Raw genomic sequence first — 19,488 nt, forward strand, 5'->3', positions numbered from 1 at the left:
TGATGACTACTCACTTCTGTTTTAATGACTCTCAACGTTTGACTCGACCGGCACAGCTGTTTTTTTAATAGCCGCGAGCCCCCCTTCCACATTGACCACGTTATTGAAACCCCGCGCTTTCAGGATGGAGTTGGCAACCATTGACCGATAGCCTCCTGCACAGTGAACATAAACGGGTTCGTTACGTTGTATTTCGGCCATGTGGTCGTTGAGGTTATCCAGCGGGAAATTTTCTGCACCCCTGATGTGCTCTTCAGTGAATTCGACCGGCTTCCGTACGTCCACTACGGCGATGTTGACATGCTGTTGCCATCGATTAGCAAACTCCTCCGCTGATATCGATTCAATCACATCAACCTCTTTACCCGCTTGTTGCCAGGCCGAAAACCCACCAGCCAGAAAGCCAATGCAATTGTCGTATCCGACGCGGGCTAGCCGCAGAACCGTTTCCTCCTCCTGCCCCAAAGGCGTTACTAATGCAATTGGCTGTGTCAGGTCAGGAATCAAGGCGCCAACCCAGGGGGCAAACTGACCATTGAGGCCAATGTTGATGGAATTTGGCACAAATCCCTGCGCAAACTCAGCAGCGTTACGTACGTCCAGAACAAGCGCACCTGTCTCATTCACGGCTACCTCAAACGCGTCGGGCGACAAGGCATGACTACCGCGCTGTAACACCCGGTCAATCGATTCGTATCCCTCTTTATTAAGCCGGGCATTTTCAGCAAAATAGGCAGGCGCTGTGGTTAGCCCATCGAGTACTTTTTCAACAAATTCTTCTTTCGATTTGGCTCGAAGCGCGTAATTAAAGCGTTTCTGATTGCCCAACGTATCAGTGGTTTCCTTGCTCATGTTTTTGCCACAGGCTGAGCCCGCACCATGCGCCGGATAAACGATCACGTCGTCGTTGAGAGGCATGATTTTGGTATGCAAACTATCATACAGCATTCCCGCCAGGTCACGTTCCGTCAGATTGCCTTTTATAGCCAGGTCAGGCCGACCAACATCGCCAATAAACAACGTATCGCCGGTAAAAATGGCGCGGTCTTTACCCGCTTCATCAATCAGCAGATACGTAGTTGATTCAAGCGTATGACCAGGCGTATGCAGCACTTTAATCGTTATATCCCCCAGCGCAAATGATTCGCCGTCAGTAGCATGATAGGCGTTATAGCTTGTATTGGCGTTAGGACCGTATACAATTGTCGCACCGGTTTTTTGTGCTAAATCCAGATGACCCGATACGAAGTCAGCATGAAAGTGCGTCTCAAAAACATACTTGATTTGAGCACCGGCTTTCTCCGCTTTCCGAAGGTAGGGTGCTGTTTCGCGAAGCGGGTCAATAATTGCCGCTTCGCCTTTGCTTTCAATATAGTATGCTCCTTGCGCCAGGCAGCCTGTATATAGTTGTTCGATTATCATACGTAATACAGACACTTGGTCCGTTTTGATGTGTAGCCAATTGCGGGAAAACTACCCACGTTACAAAATTTCCCGGATGATCATATAAAACGCCACGGTTAGCACAAACCAGCCGAATCCTTTTTTGAGCTTATCGGGCGCAACAAACCGGGCAAAATACATTCCGAAAAAAATACCGATGATAGATAAACCCGTAAAGGGTACGAGAAAATTCCAGTTCAGATTCGTATGATGAATATCACCTAGAAAGCCTACAAACGAATTAATGGCAATAATAAATACGGATGTGGCGACTGCCCGATGCACGGGCAAGCCTGCCAGCAGGACCAGCATTGGTACAATCAGAAATCCTCCGCCTGCGCCAATCGTACCTGTCAACAACCCCACTGCCAAACCATCCAGGGCCAGACTCCTGTAGCGGGGGCGTCCATCTGCAGCCTCCCCCTGCTCGGGCTGATCATTATGAATCATGGCCCTGGCCGCAATGATCATGACAATGGAAAAGAAATAAAGAATGGCATCACTTTTCGACAGGCTGAACTGGGCGTACTGAACCAGCGGATCGGGAAGAGCCGGAACCAGAAACCGCCGACTTAAATAAACAGAAACAAACGAAGGCAGGGCAAAAGCCAGCGTAACGCGTAAATCAACCCGTTTTTTCCAGATATGATTGACTGAACCAATCAACGACGTAGAGCCAACGACAAACAGGGAGTAGGTAGTTGCCAGCACGGTTGGTATGTGAAATACGTACACAAAAATGGGTACAGTCAGAATTGATCCTCCTCCTCCTGCTAGTCCAATAACCAGGCCAACAACAACGGCAGATGCATAACCAAATAACTCTTGTCCACTCATTACAGGGCAAAACTACGCTTGTTTACTCTATAGACGAATGAAAATGCCCCCCGATGCAGATATCAGGGGGCATTTGGCAAAAATTATAAGAAAACCCTTGATTCGTTTAATGATTTTCGGGTTTGTTTAAGTGGCTATTCCGACGGCTGTACGTGAAATAAACAATTAACCCAATGGCACACCAGATTAAAAAGGAGATTTTGGTATCTGTCCGTAGGTTATACATCAGATACAGGTTTGCCAGGATACCAAGCGTCGCAATAACAGGCAGTACGGGGGTTCTGTACGGACGTTCCAGATTGGGTTCACGAACCCGCAATAACCAAACGGCACCGCAAATCATAGCAAACGCCAGCAACGTTCCTGAACTGGTCAGTTCCGAAACTTTGTCAATTGGTGTCAGGGCAGCTACGATCGATACAATAATACCGACTAAAATAGTGCTTTTCCAGGGAGTCTTAAACTTAGGGTGAATCGAGGCAAATAAACCCGGTGGAATCAGACCATCTTTAGCCATACCCAGGAAAACCCGGGTCTGTCCGAGCATCATCACGAGCATTACTGAGGTTAATCCGCCCAGAGCCGCAATGGTGATAATATACACAGCCCATGTTAAACCCTTATCCGCAAATGCCTGCGCCACAGGTGCTTTTAGATCGAGATCCTTAAAAGGTACCATGCCCGTCAATACGAGCGAAACCAGAATATAAAGTACAGTGCAGATAACAAGCGAAGCGATAATGGCGAAGGGCACATCTTTCTTTGGATTAATGGCTTCTCCGGCCTGCGTCGAAACAGCGTCAAACCCGATGTAGGCGAAGAATACGATACTGGCTGCCGTCACAATTCCATTAAAGCCGTAATGTTGCTGACCGCCACTATCGATAACGGGTTCGGGAAGAAATGGATGCCAGTTTGCTGTATCTACGTAAAAAGCACCGACAACAATCACGAAAATAACAACGGCTACTTTTACAATTACGATGATGTTATTCGTGCTGGCAGCTTCTTTGATCCCCCGAACGAGGATGTAGGTTACGACGAGCACAATCAGAAAAGCGGGGAGATTCATCGCAAAGGAAAAGTCGGGAACAGCTACACCCGCAGCCCGAAGCGCTGCGGCTTTTTCCTGTGCCGTAACGGGATCGTTCATCAACCAGATAGGCGGGTCGATGTGAAAGAGATGAAGTAATTTCTCGAAATAACCCGACCAGCTCACCGCTACGGTGGTGGCCCCCATCATATATTCCAGAATTAGATTCCAGCCAATAAGCCAGGCAAAAATTTCGCCCACCGTTCCATATGAATATGCATAGGCTGATCCTTCAACAGGAAGAATTGACGCAAATTCAGCGTAACAAAGAGCGGCAAACGTACAGGCAACCCCGGCGAGTACAAACGATAGCGCCAGAGCCGGACCTGCCCAGTCGTGAGCAGCAATACCTGTTAGTACAAAAATCCCTCCTCCAATAACGGCGCCAATGCCCAGTGAGGTTAATCCCCAGCGAGTCAGAACACGTTTAAGCTCACTTTTTTCATATCGGCTTCATAAGCCGCCAGGGGCTTCTTACGCCAGACACTTGTATCAACAGGTTTTAATTTAGTTTCCATGCAGGAAATAGAGTTTGGTGATTGTGTCGTTTTAAGAAATATTCTTGGGTGAAAACATTGGGAAAGATACGAAAGAAAGAGCGAAAGAGTGAAAGAGCGTAAAAAAATGCCAGACGGCTTTCGCTCCTTCACTCTTTCGCTCTTTCACTCATTATTTTACGACTGAGAAGGGCGAATCAACGGTTTCTTCTCTTTCTTTTCTTTCTTGGCCGTAAATTCTTCAGGCGTTGCCGGTGCTTTCGACGTAAAATCAGCGGGTATAGCGTCGAAGCCTGTTTTCTTCTCGGCAATGGCAGGAATCGACGAATCTTTCTCCTGATCGCGGCTCAGGGCATCTACCACAATCGGTGTAGCCACAAACAGCGACGAATACGTACCGACGATAACACCAATCAGCATGGCGAACGAGAAGCCCCGAATCGTTTCACCACCGAAGATGAACAACACCAACAGTACCAGGATAGTCGAAAAACCCGTAACGGCCGTACGACTTAACGTACTGTTCAGCGCGTTATTGATAATCGTTGGAATGCTTTCCTTTTTACCTCGGTTTTCATTCAGATACTCCCGAACCCGGTCAAAGACCACCACGGTGTCATTCATGGAATAACCCATAATCGTCAGCAACGCACCAACAAAGGCCTGATCAACGTCGAGCGAGAAGGGCAGAATTCCATTGAAGAAGGTGAAAATCGCTAGGATAATCAGTACGTCGTGGAACATGGCGACAACAGCGCCATATCCAAACGCCAGCCGTTTGAATCGAATAAGAATATACACGAACACGACAGCGACAGCCAGCAGAATCGACCACAAAGCCGAAGTCAGAATATCGTAAGCGATAGTTGGACCAACTTTCTGTGAGCTTTCAATTCTGGCCGGATTGCTGCTGATGGTGCTAAGTCCTTTGTAAATAGCCGCTTCTGCTTTCTTATCAGCGCCTTGTGAGTTATCATCAATCAGGTAAGGTGTCGTTACTTTCACCTGGTTCGAACCAATCCCTGTACCACCGTACGTTTTTACCTCCGGCGATGAACCCAAAACGCCTTCCAGTGAATTCCGAACGTCATCGGTACTTACTGCCTTTTCAAAACGGATAACATAAGAACGGCCACCCTTGAAATCAACGCCCAGTCCAAATCCTTTGAAAACAGCGGAAATGATACCGGCAGCAATAATTACCGACGATATGGTGTAGTACAGTTTCCGACGCGACACGAAATCGAAGTTGGAATCCGCAAACAGGTTTTTCGCCCACGACGAGCTAAAGCTCAGCGTTTTGCCATTACGGATATAATATTCCAGCAACAGACGAGTGATAAAAATAGCTGCGAACAACGAGGTCAGAATACCGATGATCAGCGTGGTGGCAAAACCAAGAATCAGACCCGTACCGAAAATAAACAGGACCACACCCGTCAGGAAGGTCGTTACGTTCGAGTCGATAATCGACGACATCGCATTCTTGAACCCATCGGCAACGGCCTGCTTGAATCCTTTCCCTTCGGCAAGCTCTTCCTTAATCCGTTCAAATATCAGTACGTTGGCATCAACGGCCATACCGATAGATAATACAATACCGGCAATACCCGGCATGGTCAATACAGCGCCAAGCGAGGCCATTACGCCCAGCAGGAAGAAAAGGTTAACAATCAGAGCAACGTCGGCAATAAGACCGGCCCGGTTGTAATAGAACAGCACGAAGCCAAGAACAAGCAGAATACCAACAATTGAGGAAATAACGCCCGCCGTAACGGCCTCAGAACCCAGCGTAGCCCCTACAACACTTTCTTCTACAATGTTCGTTGGAGCAGGCAGTTTACCGGCTTTCAGTACGTTCGCCATATCCTTGGTTTCTTCTACCGTGAAGTTCCCCGAGATACTCGAACGACCGTTCGGAATTTCGTTCTGTACGTTTGGCGCGGTATAAACCAGGTTATCCAGCAAAATAGCCACCGGACGGCCTACGTTTGCCGCAGTCAGGTTTTTCCATTTACGAGCCCCTTCAGGGTTCATGTTCATCGTCACTTCCGGACGGCCACGATCATCGTAGTCGTTGGCAGCGTCCGTAATCACATCACCTTCAAGCGGAGCGCGGCCGCCTGGCTTTTTCAGGAAATAAAGCGGCAGAATTTCTTTGCCGTCCGTGGCTTTGAACGTTTTGCGATCCCAGGCAAAAATAGCGTCGGCAGGAAATAGGTTCCGTACTTCTGTTGCATTCAGAACAGCATTAGCCCGAGCTGTATCTTTCAGGTAAACACCCAACTGATCCTGTCCGACAGGCAAAAACAGTTGCGTTAACGCTGTACCCTGAGCGGATGCAGCCGCCGTATCGTTTTTAGCCGTCGAGTCTTTTTTGGCACCCTGCGCCAATTGCGACTCCAGGCTGGATGCCCCTTTAGCAGCAGTTCCGGTTGTAGGCGCAGTAGTTTTTAAAGCTGCTTTACGGGCTGTTTCTTCACGTAGTAAATAAGCCCCCATCCCTTCAAGAGCCGGAGCCAGTTCATTCAGGCGATATACTTCGGTAAACTCCAGTTTGGCAGCACCTGTCAGCAGGCGACGAACGCGTTCGGGGTTATCAACACCCGGAAGCTCAATCTGAATACGTCCTGAACCCGGCAAACGCTGGATGTTTGGGTTAGCAACGCCAAATTTATCAACCCTGGCCTGAATGATCTGGAATGCCCGTGTCGTTGCGCCATTTACTTCGTCATTCAGCAATTTCCGAACTTCCGTATCCGACGATTGGTAGTTAATTTTACTACGGTTGGCGCTTGTCGCAAATATGCTGGACAACTTCGTGTCAGGCGCTATTTTTTTGAATTCATCAGCAAACAGATCAACAAAGCTCGTATTGCTGGATTTCTGATCTTCGCGAGCCAGCCTCAGCGCTTCGTTAAATTTAGGGTCACGGTTATTTCCCGACAATCCCCGCAGGATGTCGGCAGGCGATACTTCCAGCACTACGTGCATACCGCCCTGTAGATCAAGCCCCAGGCCAAGTTCACGCTCCGTGACTTCCTGCAGCGTACTGCCCAGATAAACAGGCTCTTTCCACAGTGAATCCAGATAATGCTGTTTTTTATTACGATCAACCTGCCCTTGTTTGTTGGTAGCATAAGCCTCCGCGTCGGTCTTAATACCGCGTGAGACAAACGTAAACGACAGGAAGTAAATGCAGATAGCTGCAATGACGCCTGTCAGAATAAGTATTCCGGTTTTGTTTTGCATGAGTGATAACAGACCCAAGGTCCGTTAAGGAAAAAATAAATGAATGAAAATGGAGAAAAAGCCAGCTTACCGGGCCGCAAACCCGGTGCTACAGTTAGGGCGCATTTGTGGCTATGTGATGCCCAAAAACGTGTTTGAAGTACGAAAAATAGAAATGCGGGAGTGTAAAATGCTGACGTATTGAAACACTCAGCAGAAGCAAAATCACCAGCGTGGGTGCAGGGAGCAGAAAGGCCGTTTGTCCTGAATCACCTAATTGAACCGCGGGGGTCACGACCGCTTCAAACTGGGCCGTACTCAGTTGGGCATCTTTCGAATCGGAGCGAGCTGCTTTTCCCGATTTGGTTTGTTCGGCAACCGCTTTTTTAGCTAACAGAGCTTTCGACTGTGCCGCATTGCTAAACCCCCATACCGCCGTAAACAGCAATAATGCTGCTAACATCAAGCTTGAAAAACGTTGTATGACGCGGGGTTGCTTCATAAATTTCCTTAGCGGGTAACAAATTTCGCATCATTTTAGGAACAATGCAAGTTCTAATGAAAACCAATTGTTTACGGAAGCTACAACTTGGAGTTATGGCTTCTCTTGAAGTACTTTGCGCGTATGAATCTGCATGAATTTATCCGGCTAGCCTTAGCCGAAGATATCGGCGATGGCGACCATACCTCGCTCTCTACCATTCCAGCCGATGCTCAGAAACGGGCCCGACTATTAGTTAAAGAACCGGGAGTGCTGGCGGGTGTCGACGTAGCACAGGCCATTTTTGCCGAAGTTGATCCAACTTTTAAACTTGACCTCCTTCTTCAGGATGGGGCGACCATAAAGCCCGGAGACGTTGTTCTGACGGTTAGTGGAAATGCCCGTAACATCCTGACCGCCGAACGCCTGGTACTGAACTGTATGCAACGCATGAGCGGTATTGCCACCCATACCCGTGAATTAGTCAATTTACTTGAGGGAACGCGGGCCAAACTACTGGATACGCGGAAAACCACCCCAAATTTTCGGATCTGCGAAAAAATGGCAACGAAAATTGGGGGCGCTGTTAACCACCGTTTCGGCCTGTTCGATATGATTCTGATCAAAGACAATCATATTGACTATGCCGGAGGTATTGAAGCGGCCATCACAAAAGCAGTTGCTTACCTGAAGGAAACAGGCCGGTCCTTACGGATTGAAGTAGAAACCAGAAATCGAGCGGAGGTGGAAGAAGTACTTCGTGTGGGCCAGGTCGATATTATTCTGCTGGATAATTTCTCGCCCGATGGCATCCGCGACATGGTACGTCTGATTAATGGGCGATTTATTACCGAAGCGTCGGGGGGTATCGACGAAACAAACCTGCGGGCTTACGCAGAAACGGGAGTTGATTACATATCCTCCGGTGCCCTAACGCACCAGATCAAAAGCCTCGATCTGAGTTTGAAAGCGTATTAAGATGCCCATTGTAGCACCGAAGCTCCGGCTTCGATGGGAAAAGTTTAGTTCCTTTCTGACCGAAGCCGGAGCTTCGGTGCTATAGTCCTGTCTTATCACTTCGTCGGATTTTCATCAATTCCCAGCCTCGGGAGCGCTGGGTTTAGTATTCGGGGCACCACTTTGATACGGAAAACCCGCATGCCTGCTACGTCAAAATCGCAGCCATATACGCCCCGCTGCTTAACCCCTCTGTAAACGGCTGTATAGTTGACCTTAGGCGCCCAATTGTTAAGGGCAAGTTCGGCAGTAATAGCATCGACGGCTTTGCGCAGATTAGAGAAAAAAGTGACGGTCGGCTCCCGATGACGTAATGTCGTCAGCGATCCAACGTATTGAACAGTCACCTCATAAATGGTTCGACCCGTAGGCCTTAATTGAGCGATTTGGGCCAATTTTAGTACAGTTTTCTGCAAGTTTAGGCATAAGTTGATTTTAATGGAAAATAATTTTACTATTTTTCACAAGCTAAACTAAATGCCATTGACGTGTGTTTTACCTACAATTGAGTCAATCAACGCCCACTTGTCCAAACAGGTGGGCGTTGTCTTTTAACAAAAAGAGCACCGGACAATCAGACCGGCGCTCTTTTTGTTAGGTATGGGTTAGCTAGCCTACCAAATCATAATTAATAGGCCAGCTGACTCATTATTTCTTGTACATCACAGTCTCAACAGCCTGCAACGTCCGTTTTACGTTTGGTAAAATGGCTTCAATGAGCGTGGGGGCGTAGGGCAAGGGCAGGTCCATGCTGTTGACCCGAACGACTGGCGCATCCAGATAATCAAAGGCATTACGCTGAATATTGTAGGTTAACTCCGACGAAATGGCGGCTAGTGGCCAGGCTTCTTCTACAATTACGCAACGGTTCGTTTTCTTCACCGAATTGATAATGGTAGCGTAGTCAATTGGACGTACCGAGCGAAGATCGATAACTTCAGCCGAAACGCCATTTTTCGCCAACTCATCGGCAGCTGCGAGCGCTACTTTCATAATCTTGCCAAAGGAAACGATCGTTACGTCATTCCCTTCACGAACTACGTGAGCCTGACCTATCGGAATCAGGTATTCTTCTTCAGGCACCTGTCCTTTGTCGCCATACATCAGCTCCGACTCCATAAAAATAACCGGGTCATTGTCACGAATACACGACTTAAGCAACCCTTTGGCATCGTACGGATTTGAGGGAACAACCACTTTCAGGCCCGACGTATTGGCAAACCAGTTTTCGAAGTTCTGCGAGTGCTGCGAAGAAAGCATACCAGCATTACCTGTTGGCCCTCTAAACACAATCGGGCAGGAATATTGCCCACCCGACATCGACATAACCTTAGCCGCTGAATTGATGACCTGATCAATCGCTACCAGCGAAAAATTGAACGTCATGAATTCAATGATAGGCCGCAGACCGTTCATGGCCGAACCAACCCCAATACCGGCGAAACCCAGTTCAGCAATCGGTGTATCTATGACGCGCTCCGGTCCGAACTCGTCCAGCATTCCCTGACTGACTTTATAGGCACCATTGTATTCGGCAACTTCTTCACCCATCAGGTAGACCAGCGGGTCACGGCGCATTTCTTCCGTCATGGCCTCCCGTAGGGCTTCGCGGAACTGTATTTCTCTCATGCTGAATGTATTGATTTCGTTGTAGCACTCCGTTCAGATAAAGTACCTCATCCGACGACGCTGGCTAAAAATACTGGCCAAAATTAGGCAAAATGACCTGATTCGGCAAACGGTAGGAAATGGCTTTTTGTTCAGCCGGGTTTATAGCCCGGAATTGACCGGCTACCGCACTACAGCCAATTTACCTGCCAATCCTTCCAGACCATCGGACGTAACGACGACAATCAAGTAAATGCCGGTTTGTGCCTGCCGTCCCCGATAATCACGCAGATTCCACGTAGCGGTGCCGCCTTGCGAACGAGTTTCATAGACCAACTGCCCTCCAGCATCCAGAATTTTAACGGTCGCATTATCAGTTAACCCATTTATTCCGACCGATCCGCTGAAATCAGGCCGGACCGGATTTGGGAAAATAGTCAGGCCGCTAAGTTCCTGAATGGGTTCTGTTGCCGTTCCGCGATAAGAAACCAACCCGTTTACGGTCTGGATAAATACAGTACCGCTAACCGGTTCAATCGCTAGCGCCTGAATGGTGTTGCTCGGTAACGGGCTGTTGACTGCCGTGAACGTATCAAGCAACTGTGACCCGTCGGGGGCGACGCGGTAGAGGCCGTTTAGCGTGCCGAGCCATTTTCGATTGCCGCCATCCACAGCAATCGCTGTAATTACTTCATTGGCCAGCAACCGACGACCATTGATCAGGGGCGACTGCGCATCTACAAACCCATCAAAAATCCCGTAAGGGTTATCAAAAACCACAGGGCCAAGGTCGGTGCCCACCCAGATAATGCCATTACGATCGTTTACCAATGACCGAACGTTATTATTTGGGAGTAATCCCTGTCCGCTTCGGTTATCCAGAAATCGACTTCGGTTAGTTTGCGGATCGAATATCAGCAGTCCCCCCGCATTTCCCAGCCGCATCCACAGGAAGCCGTTATCATCTGGCAGAATCTGTAAAATATTTGTTTGATAAACGCTTGAAAAGGATTGAAACTGTCCGTTTGATCGGCGTACATGCAGCGTAGCCAACTGCGCATTATTTCCCCCAGTAGCTATCCACAGATTCCCAGCCAGATCTGTAGCCAGACTGGTAATAAATGGCCCTATCGTAGCAGGTAGCGTAACCGCAACTGGCGCCTGCCCATCGCTCTGGCTCCACAAACCGCCACCAAAGTTGCTCAGGTACAGTTTTTGTTCTGAAGCCAGATAAGCCGCAGCGTTGAAGCCTATTGTTATGTTGGCAACCGGGCTACTGCTCCACCGTTGATTAGGCACCGAAAAAACTCAGCAGGTGGCTGGCGTCCTGTTACGGATGTGTTATCCTGAGTTCCATTGGGTAGAGCGACCAGCGTTTGCGCATAGGCATACAAAGAAGTAAACTGATCGCGGGTTGGCCCTTCAGGAGTTATACGCTCAAACGTACTGGCGCGGCCTGCCAACAAACCGTTCTGTGCATCGGCCACCCAAACCGTATTACCGTCAACCACAACTTCGCCCGGATCGGCTAATACGGATCCGGTAAATGTTCCTGAGGCTGGCAACGTGATTGCTTGATTTGTAGCCAGAATAACGCCAGTCGTTGATGGAAACAATCGAACAATTGGCGACGTAATGCGCTGGGTAAGTTTCCACGTACCACTGTCCTTCTCAAAAACTCCCTGCCCATTAACCGATACGTACAGGCGATTATGATCGGTTAATATGGACGATACCGATGCCGCAGGCGATTGAATAAGCCGCCAGTTAGCCGGATCAGCAAGATTAGTAGTTGCCGAAAACCGCACGACCCGAAGTCGGTTTCCGGTCATCGTCAGGCTTGAAGGAGCCGTTAAAGCGTACAAACTATCCGCTGTGGCAGCTGTCTGATAAATAGGCAGGGGCGTACCGTCGGTGCGTAGACTAAAATAGGTATCCCGAATTTCGTCTTTTAGCAAATCCAGCACTAGTAAACCAAAGTCAGTGCTCAGATAAGCGTAGTTCCCAATGCGGTTGATATGGTTGATAGTTCGGGAACTCGGCAGGTTTGGAGCGGAAACGATGGCATTCAAATTAGCCACTTCACCGGGTTCACCTGAATCCGACAGAGTTAAAAAATCCAGATTGCCATTCCGATAGGCAATTAGCAATCGATGCTGATCGGCCAAATAAAGTAGCCGACTTATTCCAACGTCGCTTAGTCCTAAGGTTTTGCCAAGCGTAACGGTTTCGTTTGTGGATTTGTCGTAGTAGAAAAAACCGTTTCGGGTAGCGGTGAATATTTTGCTACCCGCCACAGCCACCGATTGTCCCGACTGATAACTAACGTGTGACTGCCAGGTGCCAATTTGGGAGAACGAAGAATGGGAAATGAAGAAAGAAGTATGAATAATGAGGAGCGAGCGGACTAATGCCCTTCTCACTCTCCTACTCATTATACATTTTCCATTGTTCATTATTTATTATTTATCCTTCATCATTCTTAACGTCTTCATAGGCCCATTCCTTACGGCCTGCATCGGGCCCAAGATGAAAACATCGTCGGCAGCGGGCTTCGTAGCTATCGGTTTCGCCTAATAAAACCCGTTCCTGAGAGGGCACCAGCCGGTATGAATACTGAGCAATGTCGCCACAAACCACACAAATCGCATGAACCTTTGTTACGTATTCAGCAATGCTCATCAGTTGCGGCATACAACCAAATGGTTTTCCGGAGAAATCCATGTCTAGGCCTGCTACAATAACGCGCTGCCCCTGATTGGCGAGGTGATTACAGACATCTATTATTTCCTTGTCGAAAAACTGGGCTTCGTCTATCCCCACTACGTCGCAATTGCCGGCCAGAGCCGGTATCTGACCAGCTGTTTGCACGGGGGCTGAACGAATTGTAAGTGCCGAATGCGAAACAATATTTTCTTCGTGATACCGGGTATCCAGAGCAGGCTTAAATATCTGAACGTTGAGTTTCGCAATATGGGCCCGGTTGAGCCGCCGAATCAACTCTTCGGTTTTTCCGGAGAACATAGAGCCGCAGATCAGTTCGATCCAGCCCGTACGGAGGTGAGGGGGCTCACGTCGGCGGTTGGGTTCAATAAACATCTGATGTTAATCGTTCTAAAGGCCGATTACCTGCTTAACGCAAACAAATCGACAGCGGTCATCGTAGGTTTATTCAGGACTTCATCTTGTTTTTGATTTCTGTCCAATCAAAAATAGGTTTGCGTCCGAAAACTTTATCTTTACAAAACAAAGGCTTTTCCTGATGTCGAACAAGTTTAACGCAAACGCGCTTTCTGAATACAGCAAGTCCTACGCCCGTCGGATTGCTACTGATTTTTACCAGCAACATGCTACGATCAATGGGGAGCAGATTCTGTCGCTAACACCCATTGTACAGATTAATCTACTGGTCATTAGCAGTTTGTCCGATAAATGGAAAGCCGACGCAGAGAAGTTCCGCAGTCATTATTTTGACTTTGCGCATGCCGACGTTCAGGAAGCCCTCCAGCATTTCATGAACGTAGTGTCGCAGCATATTTCGGTTCGGCGTGAACACCTCGAACCGCTATTGGCCGACGCGGTTCGCCGGACGATCATCCTGATTTTTGACCCGCGGGCTTATTTCGATGAAATAATACGTAGTCAACCCGAATTTATGCTGACGGCCTCGGCCCTTAAGCAGATAACCCGCTTTACGAAAATCAATCAGTTTATACCAGCGCATATTACCCAACGTACCAAAGGCAAGCCGTTTGTGTATGTAAACCAGGCCATTGGTTTTCTGGACGAGGCACTCGCTCAGCGTGGTCATGAACTGGAGCATTATGATAAGTACGTAGCGCTGTTTTCTGAAAAACTCCCCATGGACGTATCAGCTTTACTGCGGAGCCATGTTCCTGATAATATTCCCAATCCGCCAGCGCGCTCTTTTTTGATACCATTGCCGAATCAGCGGTGCCACCGGCTCCTCTGGTACCAGCGGAAGCGACGCCCGATAGTGTGCCGCCTGCCGTTCCTCCTCAGCCTACATCTGCCGAACCGGTGAGCCAGGCGAAGGAGGAGATACGTACCGCTCTTCAGGAAGTCTCGGAACACCCGAAAGCCGAATCAGCGGATACGTCTCAGGCAGGTGGCCCTATGTTTTTGAGCGGTGAGCCTGGCCCCGAACCTGTGGCCCCCATCAGTCAGCCTTCACAAATGCCAACGGGTGCCATCTCACAACCGGCGCTATCTGAGCCAAGCCAGCCCATAACACTATCGGAACCCGTTGCTACGCTGAATGATACGTTGCGGGAAGCTACAGGGACCGAATCGGCACAAGCCACCACCGTTGCTGAAACATTTCACCGCGCTCCTATCGAGAGCGTTGCCCGCAGTATTTCGTTGAATCAGAAGTTTCGGTTTATCAATCAGCTATTTAACGGAAATACCAGCGCCTATAACCAGGCCGTTGAGGAAATCGATACACTCAATAGCTATGGTCAGGCACTCGATCTGATATCGGACCGGTATGCATCCCAATATCTTTGGGATATGAACGGCGATGAGGTTAGTGAACTGGTCGAAATTCTGAAACGTCGGTTTGCCTGAAAACTATTGCCTGACATTTCTATCGCTTAAACACCATTGGCGGGCACCTAATCTATGTGCCTTATTATCCAATACATGTATCTTCTGTAATACATTCTCGTCATATAGCCGCAAAGAAAGCTTAGTACGGTAGCGCTTTGCAAAAGCTATATGACGAGGATATTGCAAGCTGTTTCTGCGCTTATTGTAGTAGGATGGTGTGTCGCTGCGCCAGTATTTGCTCAAAACAATGCTTCGATACGTCAGGATAATATTCGGTCTGTTACTATAAGCCAGGCTATTCAGGACTTATTTCCAGTACAAACGGAGGGCATTGATTATCAATCAGTGTATGATGCCTTTGCCCAGCTATATGCGAATCCGCTCGACTTAAACAGTGCCACGCGCGATGAACTGGCAGCTACGTACCTGCTCTCGGAGCGTCAATTGAATAGCTTAACTACGTACCGCGCTGAGATCGGGAATTTGTTATCGATTTATGAACTACAGGCTGTACCCGACTTTGACGTAGCAACGATCCGGCGGCTATTGCCATTCGTGACCGTAACGGACGAATCAGGTTTGTTTGGCAACCTCCCTACCCCAACCGACAATTATCTGATTGTTCGTTACGAGCAGGTATTGGAACAGCAAAAAGGCTTTTCGGAAGCCGTTCCTGATAAAAAAGGAAATCTTCAGAGCCGTTATCTTGGCGGTTCATCCCAATGGTACGTGCGTTATCGCTACAGCCGTCCCCGTGCTTTTAGCTTTGGGCTCACGCTTGAAAAAGACCCCGGCGAACAGCTAACCTGGCAGCCGTCAGCCCATCGATACGGTGCTGACTATGTTTCATTTCACGCGCAATTACAGAACCGGGGAAAGTGGCGAACCGTTCTCCTTGGCGATTATCAGGTACAGGTTGGCCAAGGGTTGATATTATCAGCAGGGTTTGTGCTAGGCAAAAGTGCCGAAACGGTGCAAACGGTCCGGCGGCCAACACTCGGTGTGCGGCCTTATACATCGCTTGCAGAGAATGGTTACTTCAGAGGAGCTGCAGCTACGTATGCACTACTTCCTTCGCTCGATTTAACCCTACTGGTAAGCCGAAACCGACGAGACGCTAACATCACAACAGATACCACCGGCACATTACGTATGGCTACATCGCTGCAAACTTCCGGGCTGCATCGTACGCAGGCTGAACTCGATGATCAGGGAAGTTTGATTGAAACCAATCTTGGTGCTCATGTACTGTATCATGATCGTCGACAATTACAACTTGGACTACTGGTTTTGCAGACCACTTTCGATACATTTTTTCGCAAACGAGATCAGCCCTATAACCAGTTTGATTTTACTGGAAAACACAATCTTGTTGTGGGCGTTCACGGTAGTTATATCTGGCGAAACTGGAACCTGTTTGGCGAAGTAGCCCGAAGCAGTGGCTCCGAAACCAATTCGGGTGGTCTTGGCGCTGTTGGGGGCGCGTTGGCAAGCCTGACAAAAAAGCTGGATCTGGCGCTAGTGTTTCGCCATTACGATCGCAACTTCCACAGTTTTTATAGCAATGCGTTCAGCGAAGGAACGCGGGCAAACAACGAATCAGGCGCCTATATAGGTCTGAAATACACCGTTTACCGAAAATTGGCGCTAAGCAGCTTTATTGATTATTTTACGTTTCCGTGGCTGAAATATCTGGTTGATAAACCCTCCGATGGATTTGACTATCTGCTTCAGACACGGTATACACCGGATCGGCAAACAGCCTTTTATGCCGTATATCACGAAGAGCACAAACAGAAGAATCTGCCTGACAGTAAGACCAAGGACGTAGTCGGTACCACCAGAAGAAGTTATGCCCTAAACGTCGATTTTAAACTTTCGCCGGGCTTATCGTTACGTTCGCGGGCGCAATGGGGCTCATTTGCCTACTCAGGCCAAACGCCTTCCCGCGGATTTACACTCGTTCAGGATGCCACATTTGATTACAAGCGACTAAGTATAAGCGGACGCGTGGCCCTGTTCGGCACGGACAACTACGACAGCCGTCAGTACGTGTATGAGCGGGACGTACTGTATACCTTTTCATTTCCGGCTTATTTTTATCAGGGCATCCGGCATTATTTACTCGTACAGTATAGTATAAACCGTCATTTGACAATTTGGGCACGCTTGGCTCGAACGGACCTGACGAATCAGAATACAGTTGGTTCCGATCTCGATGAGATAAGTGCTGCCCATAAAACGGAGGTGAAGCTACAGGCCCGGTGGAAATTTTGAGATACCGAATAGTAATACGGTTGCTATTATCGGAGCTTAAATATTGTTTTATTTTATATTTGCCGATACCTCCTCTGGATTACCTAGGTATTACCGAATGTCAGTCTTTTTACACAGTTTGTATCAGTATATCGCTCAACGTACTTATTCACTCATATGGTTCGTTGCTGGAATTTTAGGTTTAGTAACAATTTACATTCGACTTAAAACCATATTTTTAGTCAATCCTGACATTGGTGGTATTGAGAGTAATATTGTCTACAGCGTATTACGTATGCTGAGCGGTTACCCCCTTTACGACAACCCCGAGATAGCGCCTTATGCCATCACTCAATACAGTCCGATTTATTATTATCTGACGGTGGGAGTAGCCCAACTCTCAGGACTTACTCCCGACGATGTGTATTACGTTTATATCGTTGGGCGCTGCATCTCATTGGTTTTCAACGGAATTTATGCCTGGGGAATTTATCAGTTGGCCCGAAAGGTAGCATCACCAACATCTATATCGGTCTTAGTCAGTCTGGTGGCTTTTTGTCTGCTTCCTCCCCAATCTTATGCCCGACCAGACAGCCAATACAATGCATTCGTAGTATGGACACTCCTCGCCGTGATCCGCTGGATGAACTCCGACAGGAATAAGTCTTTACTATTCAGCACAATACTAGTAGCCCTTTTAGCCGCAATTGCGCTTTTTTGCAAACAATCCGCCATTTGCCTGCCTATTATCATTGGCGGTTACCTCGTCTTGTTCAGCAGAAGGCCCTGGCAAATTTTCCCTTTTTAGGCTGGTATGGGCTATTTCTGATCGTACTGTATACAGTGCTTTTCCAACAGGAAGCAGGTATTGTTTATACCAATGTTGTGCGTGGTGTCAGCAACGGGATAGATCTGGCTAATTTCAGGTATAACCTTGTCGAGCATTATTTACGCCCGTTTGTGTGGCTGGTCGTACCGAGCCTGGCGATCAGTATTCGCTACATCGTGTTCGAACGGGGAGCGCGGCAGCTTATTGGTCTGAACACTATTGGCTTGTTTCTTTTTGCATTAGCCACGGGGCTGAAGTGGGGGTCAGCCTTAAATTATTTTACTGAATACACGGGCTTATCGTGCGTGTTGATGGCCGATGCGCTTTGGCAACTACGAAATACACAATCTGACTGGGCAAATGTTGGCCGGGTTGGATTAGTGCTGGGCTTTGCCTGGGTGGTGCCCCTCAATGCTATGAATTTTAACTGGGGGCGGACTTTTGCCAAGCCCATCGATATGACGCAGTACCAACAGGAACAGAAGGTTGCTCAGTACGTTAAAGATCAACTCAAACAATGCCCCGACTGTCTGATATACAGTACGTTGTTCAACAGCAGTTATTTAAACGCCTTCCTGTTTCGGAATTGCATTGTTCCCCAGCAGGATTTAGTGATTGGCTCAGCTTACAAACGTCGATCATTCAATTATGATGATCTGGACCGAGCAACACAAGATGGACGAATTCAATACGTAATCAGCCGGGACTATGAAACCGAAGCTCCCTTCTCTCCGCCTATTTATTTCTCCAACTACCATCCCATCAAGTCGCTGGAGGGCTATACGGTTTATAAATACAACTTACCGGCTCCCCCGAATTTAATTAACAGGAAAAGCCATTTAAGTAAGTAGGTACGTTATTACTTTTCCATTTCCCGAATGAGTTTATTGGCGTTGATAAACTCATTCAATTCATCTACGCCGGATTGCGTTAACGTAGCGCTATTACCCTCCCAAAGCTTTTTACCCTGGTACAGAAACATTATTTTCTCTCCGATTTCCATCATCGAGTTCATATCGTGGGTTATCACGACCGTAGTAATCTGGTATTCGTCTGTAATTTCGGAAATGAGCTGATCAATTTTGATTGATGTCAGCGGATCAAGTCCTGAATTAGGTTCGTCGCAGAATAAATATTTGGGATTCAGTACAATGGCGCGTGCAATACCAACCCGTTTTTTCATTCCCCCGCTAATTTCGGAGGGCATACGCTCGGCAGCGTTCTCTAGTCCCACGCGACGCAGGCAATCCATCGATCGATCCACTTTTTCGCTCTCGGATTGCTCGGTGAGCATATCTAGCGGAAATCGAACATTTTCCAGTACAGTCTTTGAATCAAATAAAGCCGATCCCTGAAACAATACGCCCATCTCCCGCCGAATGGTTTTCTGTTCGTTCAGGTCAGTCGTCAGAAAATTACGGCCGTCATACAGTACTTCTCCTGAATCGGGTTTTATCAGACCGATCATACATTTCAGTAATACACTTTTACCGGTACCGCTCCCCCGATAATCAGACTGGTATCCCCCGGCTTAAACGAACCACTAATGCCGGCCAGCACCTGCCGGTCACCAAAGGTCTTCGATATATTTTTAATCTCGATCATTCTCAATGGTTGAATGATC

At 48.1% G+C, this 19,488-nt stretch carries 13 protein-coding genes and 3 pseudogenes; 5 read left to right on the forward strand and 11 right to left on the reverse strand.

Annotated elements, in window-relative coordinates:
- Nucleotides 1–21: 21 nt before the first annotated feature.
- From LN737_RS02765 to LN737_RS02785, 5 genes and pseudogenes are all read right to left on the reverse strand, one after another.
- Entirely contained in the window at nucleotides 22–1,422 is a 1,401-nt protein-coding gene (locus tag LN737_RS02765) for a rhodanese-like domain-containing protein (RefSeq protein ID WP_405516018.1), read from the reverse strand.
- A 60-nt stretch (nucleotides 1,423–1,482) separates the two neighbouring features.
- Entirely contained in the window at nucleotides 1,483–2,280 is a 798-nt protein-coding gene (locus LN737_RS02770; RefSeq protein ID WP_405516020.1) for a sulfite exporter TauE/SafE family protein, read from the reverse strand.
- A gap of 106 nt (nucleotides 2,281–2,386) precedes the next feature.
- Nucleotides 2,387–3,891, reverse strand: a pseudogene (locus LN737_RS02775) (APC family permease).
- Between the two features lie 156 nt (nucleotides 3,892–4,047).
- Nucleotides 4,048–7,122, reverse strand: a complete 3,075-nt coding sequence (gene secDF / locus LN737_RS02780; RefSeq protein WP_405516022.1) for a protein translocase subunit SecDF — start codon at nucleotides 7,120–7,122, stop codon at nucleotides 4,048–4,050.
- A 94-nt stretch (nucleotides 7,123–7,216) separates the two neighbouring features.
- A complete protein-coding gene (locus tag LN737_RS02785; RefSeq protein WP_405516023.1) occupies nucleotides 7,217–7,564 on the reverse strand; it encodes a hypothetical protein in 348 nt (115 codons plus the stop codon).
- Nucleotides 7,565–7,726: 162 nt separating this feature from the next.
- Between LN737_RS02785 and nadC the strand changes: the two genes are divergently transcribed.
- A complete protein-coding gene (gene nadC / locus LN737_RS02790; RefSeq protein ID WP_405516025.1) occupies nucleotides 7,727–8,560 on the forward strand; it encodes a carboxylating nicotinate-nucleotide diphosphorylase in 834 nt (277 codons plus the stop codon).
- A gap of 95 nt (nucleotides 8,561–8,655) precedes the next feature.
- Here the strand turns inward: nadC and LN737_RS02795 are convergent, their stop codons facing one another.
- The 5 genes from LN737_RS02795 to LN737_RS02815 all read right to left on the reverse strand — a co-directional run bounded on the left by LN737_RS02795 (nucleotide 8,656) and on the right by LN737_RS02815 (nucleotide 13,306).
- A complete protein-coding gene (locus LN737_RS02795) occupies nucleotides 8,656–8,946 on the reverse strand; it encodes a hypothetical protein (RefSeq protein WP_405516027.1) in 291 nt (96 codons plus the stop codon).
- A 301-nt stretch (nucleotides 8,947–9,247) separates the two neighbouring features.
- Nucleotides 9,248–10,228, reverse strand: a complete 981-nt coding sequence (locus tag LN737_RS02800; protein WP_405516028.1) for a pyruvate dehydrogenase complex E1 component subunit beta — start codon at nucleotides 10,226–10,228, stop codon at nucleotides 9,248–9,250.
- A 162-nt stretch (nucleotides 10,229–10,390) separates the two neighbouring features.
- Complete coding sequence (locus LN737_RS02805) at nucleotides 10,391–11,506, reverse strand: two-component regulator propeller domain-containing protein (RefSeq protein WP_405516030.1); 1,116 nt, start codon at nucleotides 11,504–11,506, stop codon at nucleotides 10,391–10,393.
- Nucleotides 11,464–12,630: a hypothetical protein gene (locus LN737_RS02810; RefSeq protein WP_405516032.1), complete on the reverse strand. Its 1,167-nt coding sequence runs from the start codon at nucleotides 12,628–12,630 to the stop codon at nucleotides 11,464–11,466. Before LN737_RS02810 ends, LN737_RS02805 begins: the two co-directional genes overlap by 43 nt.
- Before the next feature lie 43 nt (nucleotides 12,631–12,673).
- Nucleotides 12,674–13,306 carry a thymidine kinase gene (locus tag LN737_RS02815; RefSeq protein WP_405516034.1) on the reverse strand — a complete coding sequence of 211 codons (633 nt, stop codon included), beginning with the start codon at nucleotides 13,304–13,306 and terminating at the stop codon, nucleotides 12,674–12,676.
- Nucleotides 13,307–13,469: 163 nt separating this feature from the next.
- On the opposite strand from LN737_RS02815, the pseudogene LN737_RS02820 reads away from it, so the two are divergent.
- From LN737_RS02820 to LN737_RS02835, 4 genes and pseudogenes are all read left to right on the forward strand, one after another.
- Nucleotides 13,470–14,797 (forward strand): annotated as a pseudogene (locus LN737_RS02820) (hypothetical protein).
- Between the two features lie 150 nt (nucleotides 14,798–14,947).
- Nucleotides 14,948–17,056 (forward strand): helix-hairpin-helix domain-containing protein, encoded by a 2,109-nt coding sequence (locus tag LN737_RS02825; protein ID WP_405516036.1) that lies wholly within the window; start codon nucleotides 14,948–14,950, stop codon nucleotides 17,054–17,056.
- A 97-nt stretch (nucleotides 17,057–17,153) separates the two neighbouring features.
- Nucleotides 17,154–17,843, forward strand: coding sequence for a glycosyltransferase family 39 protein (locus LN737_RS02830; RefSeq protein WP_405516038.1), 690 nt, complete (start codon nucleotides 17,154–17,156; stop codon nucleotides 17,841–17,843).
- Nucleotides 17,844–17,878: 35 nt separating this feature from the next.
- Nucleotides 17,879–18,715 carry a hypothetical protein gene (locus tag LN737_RS02835; RefSeq protein WP_405516040.1) on the forward strand — a complete coding sequence of 279 codons (837 nt, stop codon included), beginning with the start codon at nucleotides 17,879–17,881 and terminating at the stop codon, nucleotides 18,713–18,715.
- A gap of 8 nt (nucleotides 18,716–18,723) precedes the next feature.
- On the opposite strand, the pseudogene LN737_RS02840 reads toward LN737_RS02835, so the two are convergent.
- Nucleotides 18,724–19,469, reverse strand: a pseudogene (locus tag LN737_RS02840) (ABC transporter ATP-binding protein).
- Between the last annotated feature and the right edge of the window lie 19 nt (nucleotides 19,470–19,488).

This window comes from Spirosoma sp. KNUC1025 (genome assembly GCF_045160025.1).
Classification (GTDB): Bacteria; Bacteroidota; Bacteroidia; order Cytophagales; family Spirosomataceae; genus Spirosoma.

Bases quoted from the DNA above. Each gene is read 5' to 3' on its own strand.
- nadC (WP_405516025.1), top strand. From the start codon at position 7,727: ATGAATCTGCATGAATTTATCCGGCTAGCCTTAGCCGAAGATATCGGC.
- LN737_RS02825 (WP_405516036.1), top strand. From the start codon at position 14,948: ATGACGAGGATATTGCAAGCTGTTTCTGCGCTTATTGTAGTAGGATGG.
- LN737_RS02800 (WP_405516028.1), bottom strand. From the start codon at position 10,228: ATGAGAGAAATACAGTTCCGCGAAGCCCTACGGGAGGCCATGACGGAA.
- LN737_RS02815 (WP_405516034.1), bottom strand. From the start codon at position 13,306: ATGTTTATTGAACCCAACCGCCGACGTGAGCCCCCTCACCTCCGTACG.
- LN737_RS02770 (WP_405516020.1), bottom strand. From the start codon at position 2,280: ATGAGTGGACAAGAGTTATTTGGTTATGCATCTGCCGTTGTTGTTGGC.
- LN737_RS02765 (WP_405516018.1), bottom strand. From the start codon at position 1,422: ATGATAATCGAACAACTATATACAGGCTGCCTGGCGCAAGGAGCATAC.
- secDF (WP_405516022.1), bottom strand. From the start codon at position 7,122: ATGCAAAACAAAACCGGAATACTTATTCTGACAGGCGTCATTGCAGCT.
- LN737_RS02830 (WP_405516038.1), top strand. From the start codon at position 17,154: ATGTCAGTCTTTTTACACAGTTTGTATCAGTATATCGCTCAACGTACT.
- LN737_RS02785 (WP_405516023.1), bottom strand. From the start codon at position 7,564: ATGTTAGCAGCATTATTGCTGTTTACGGCGGTATGGGGGTTTAGCAAT.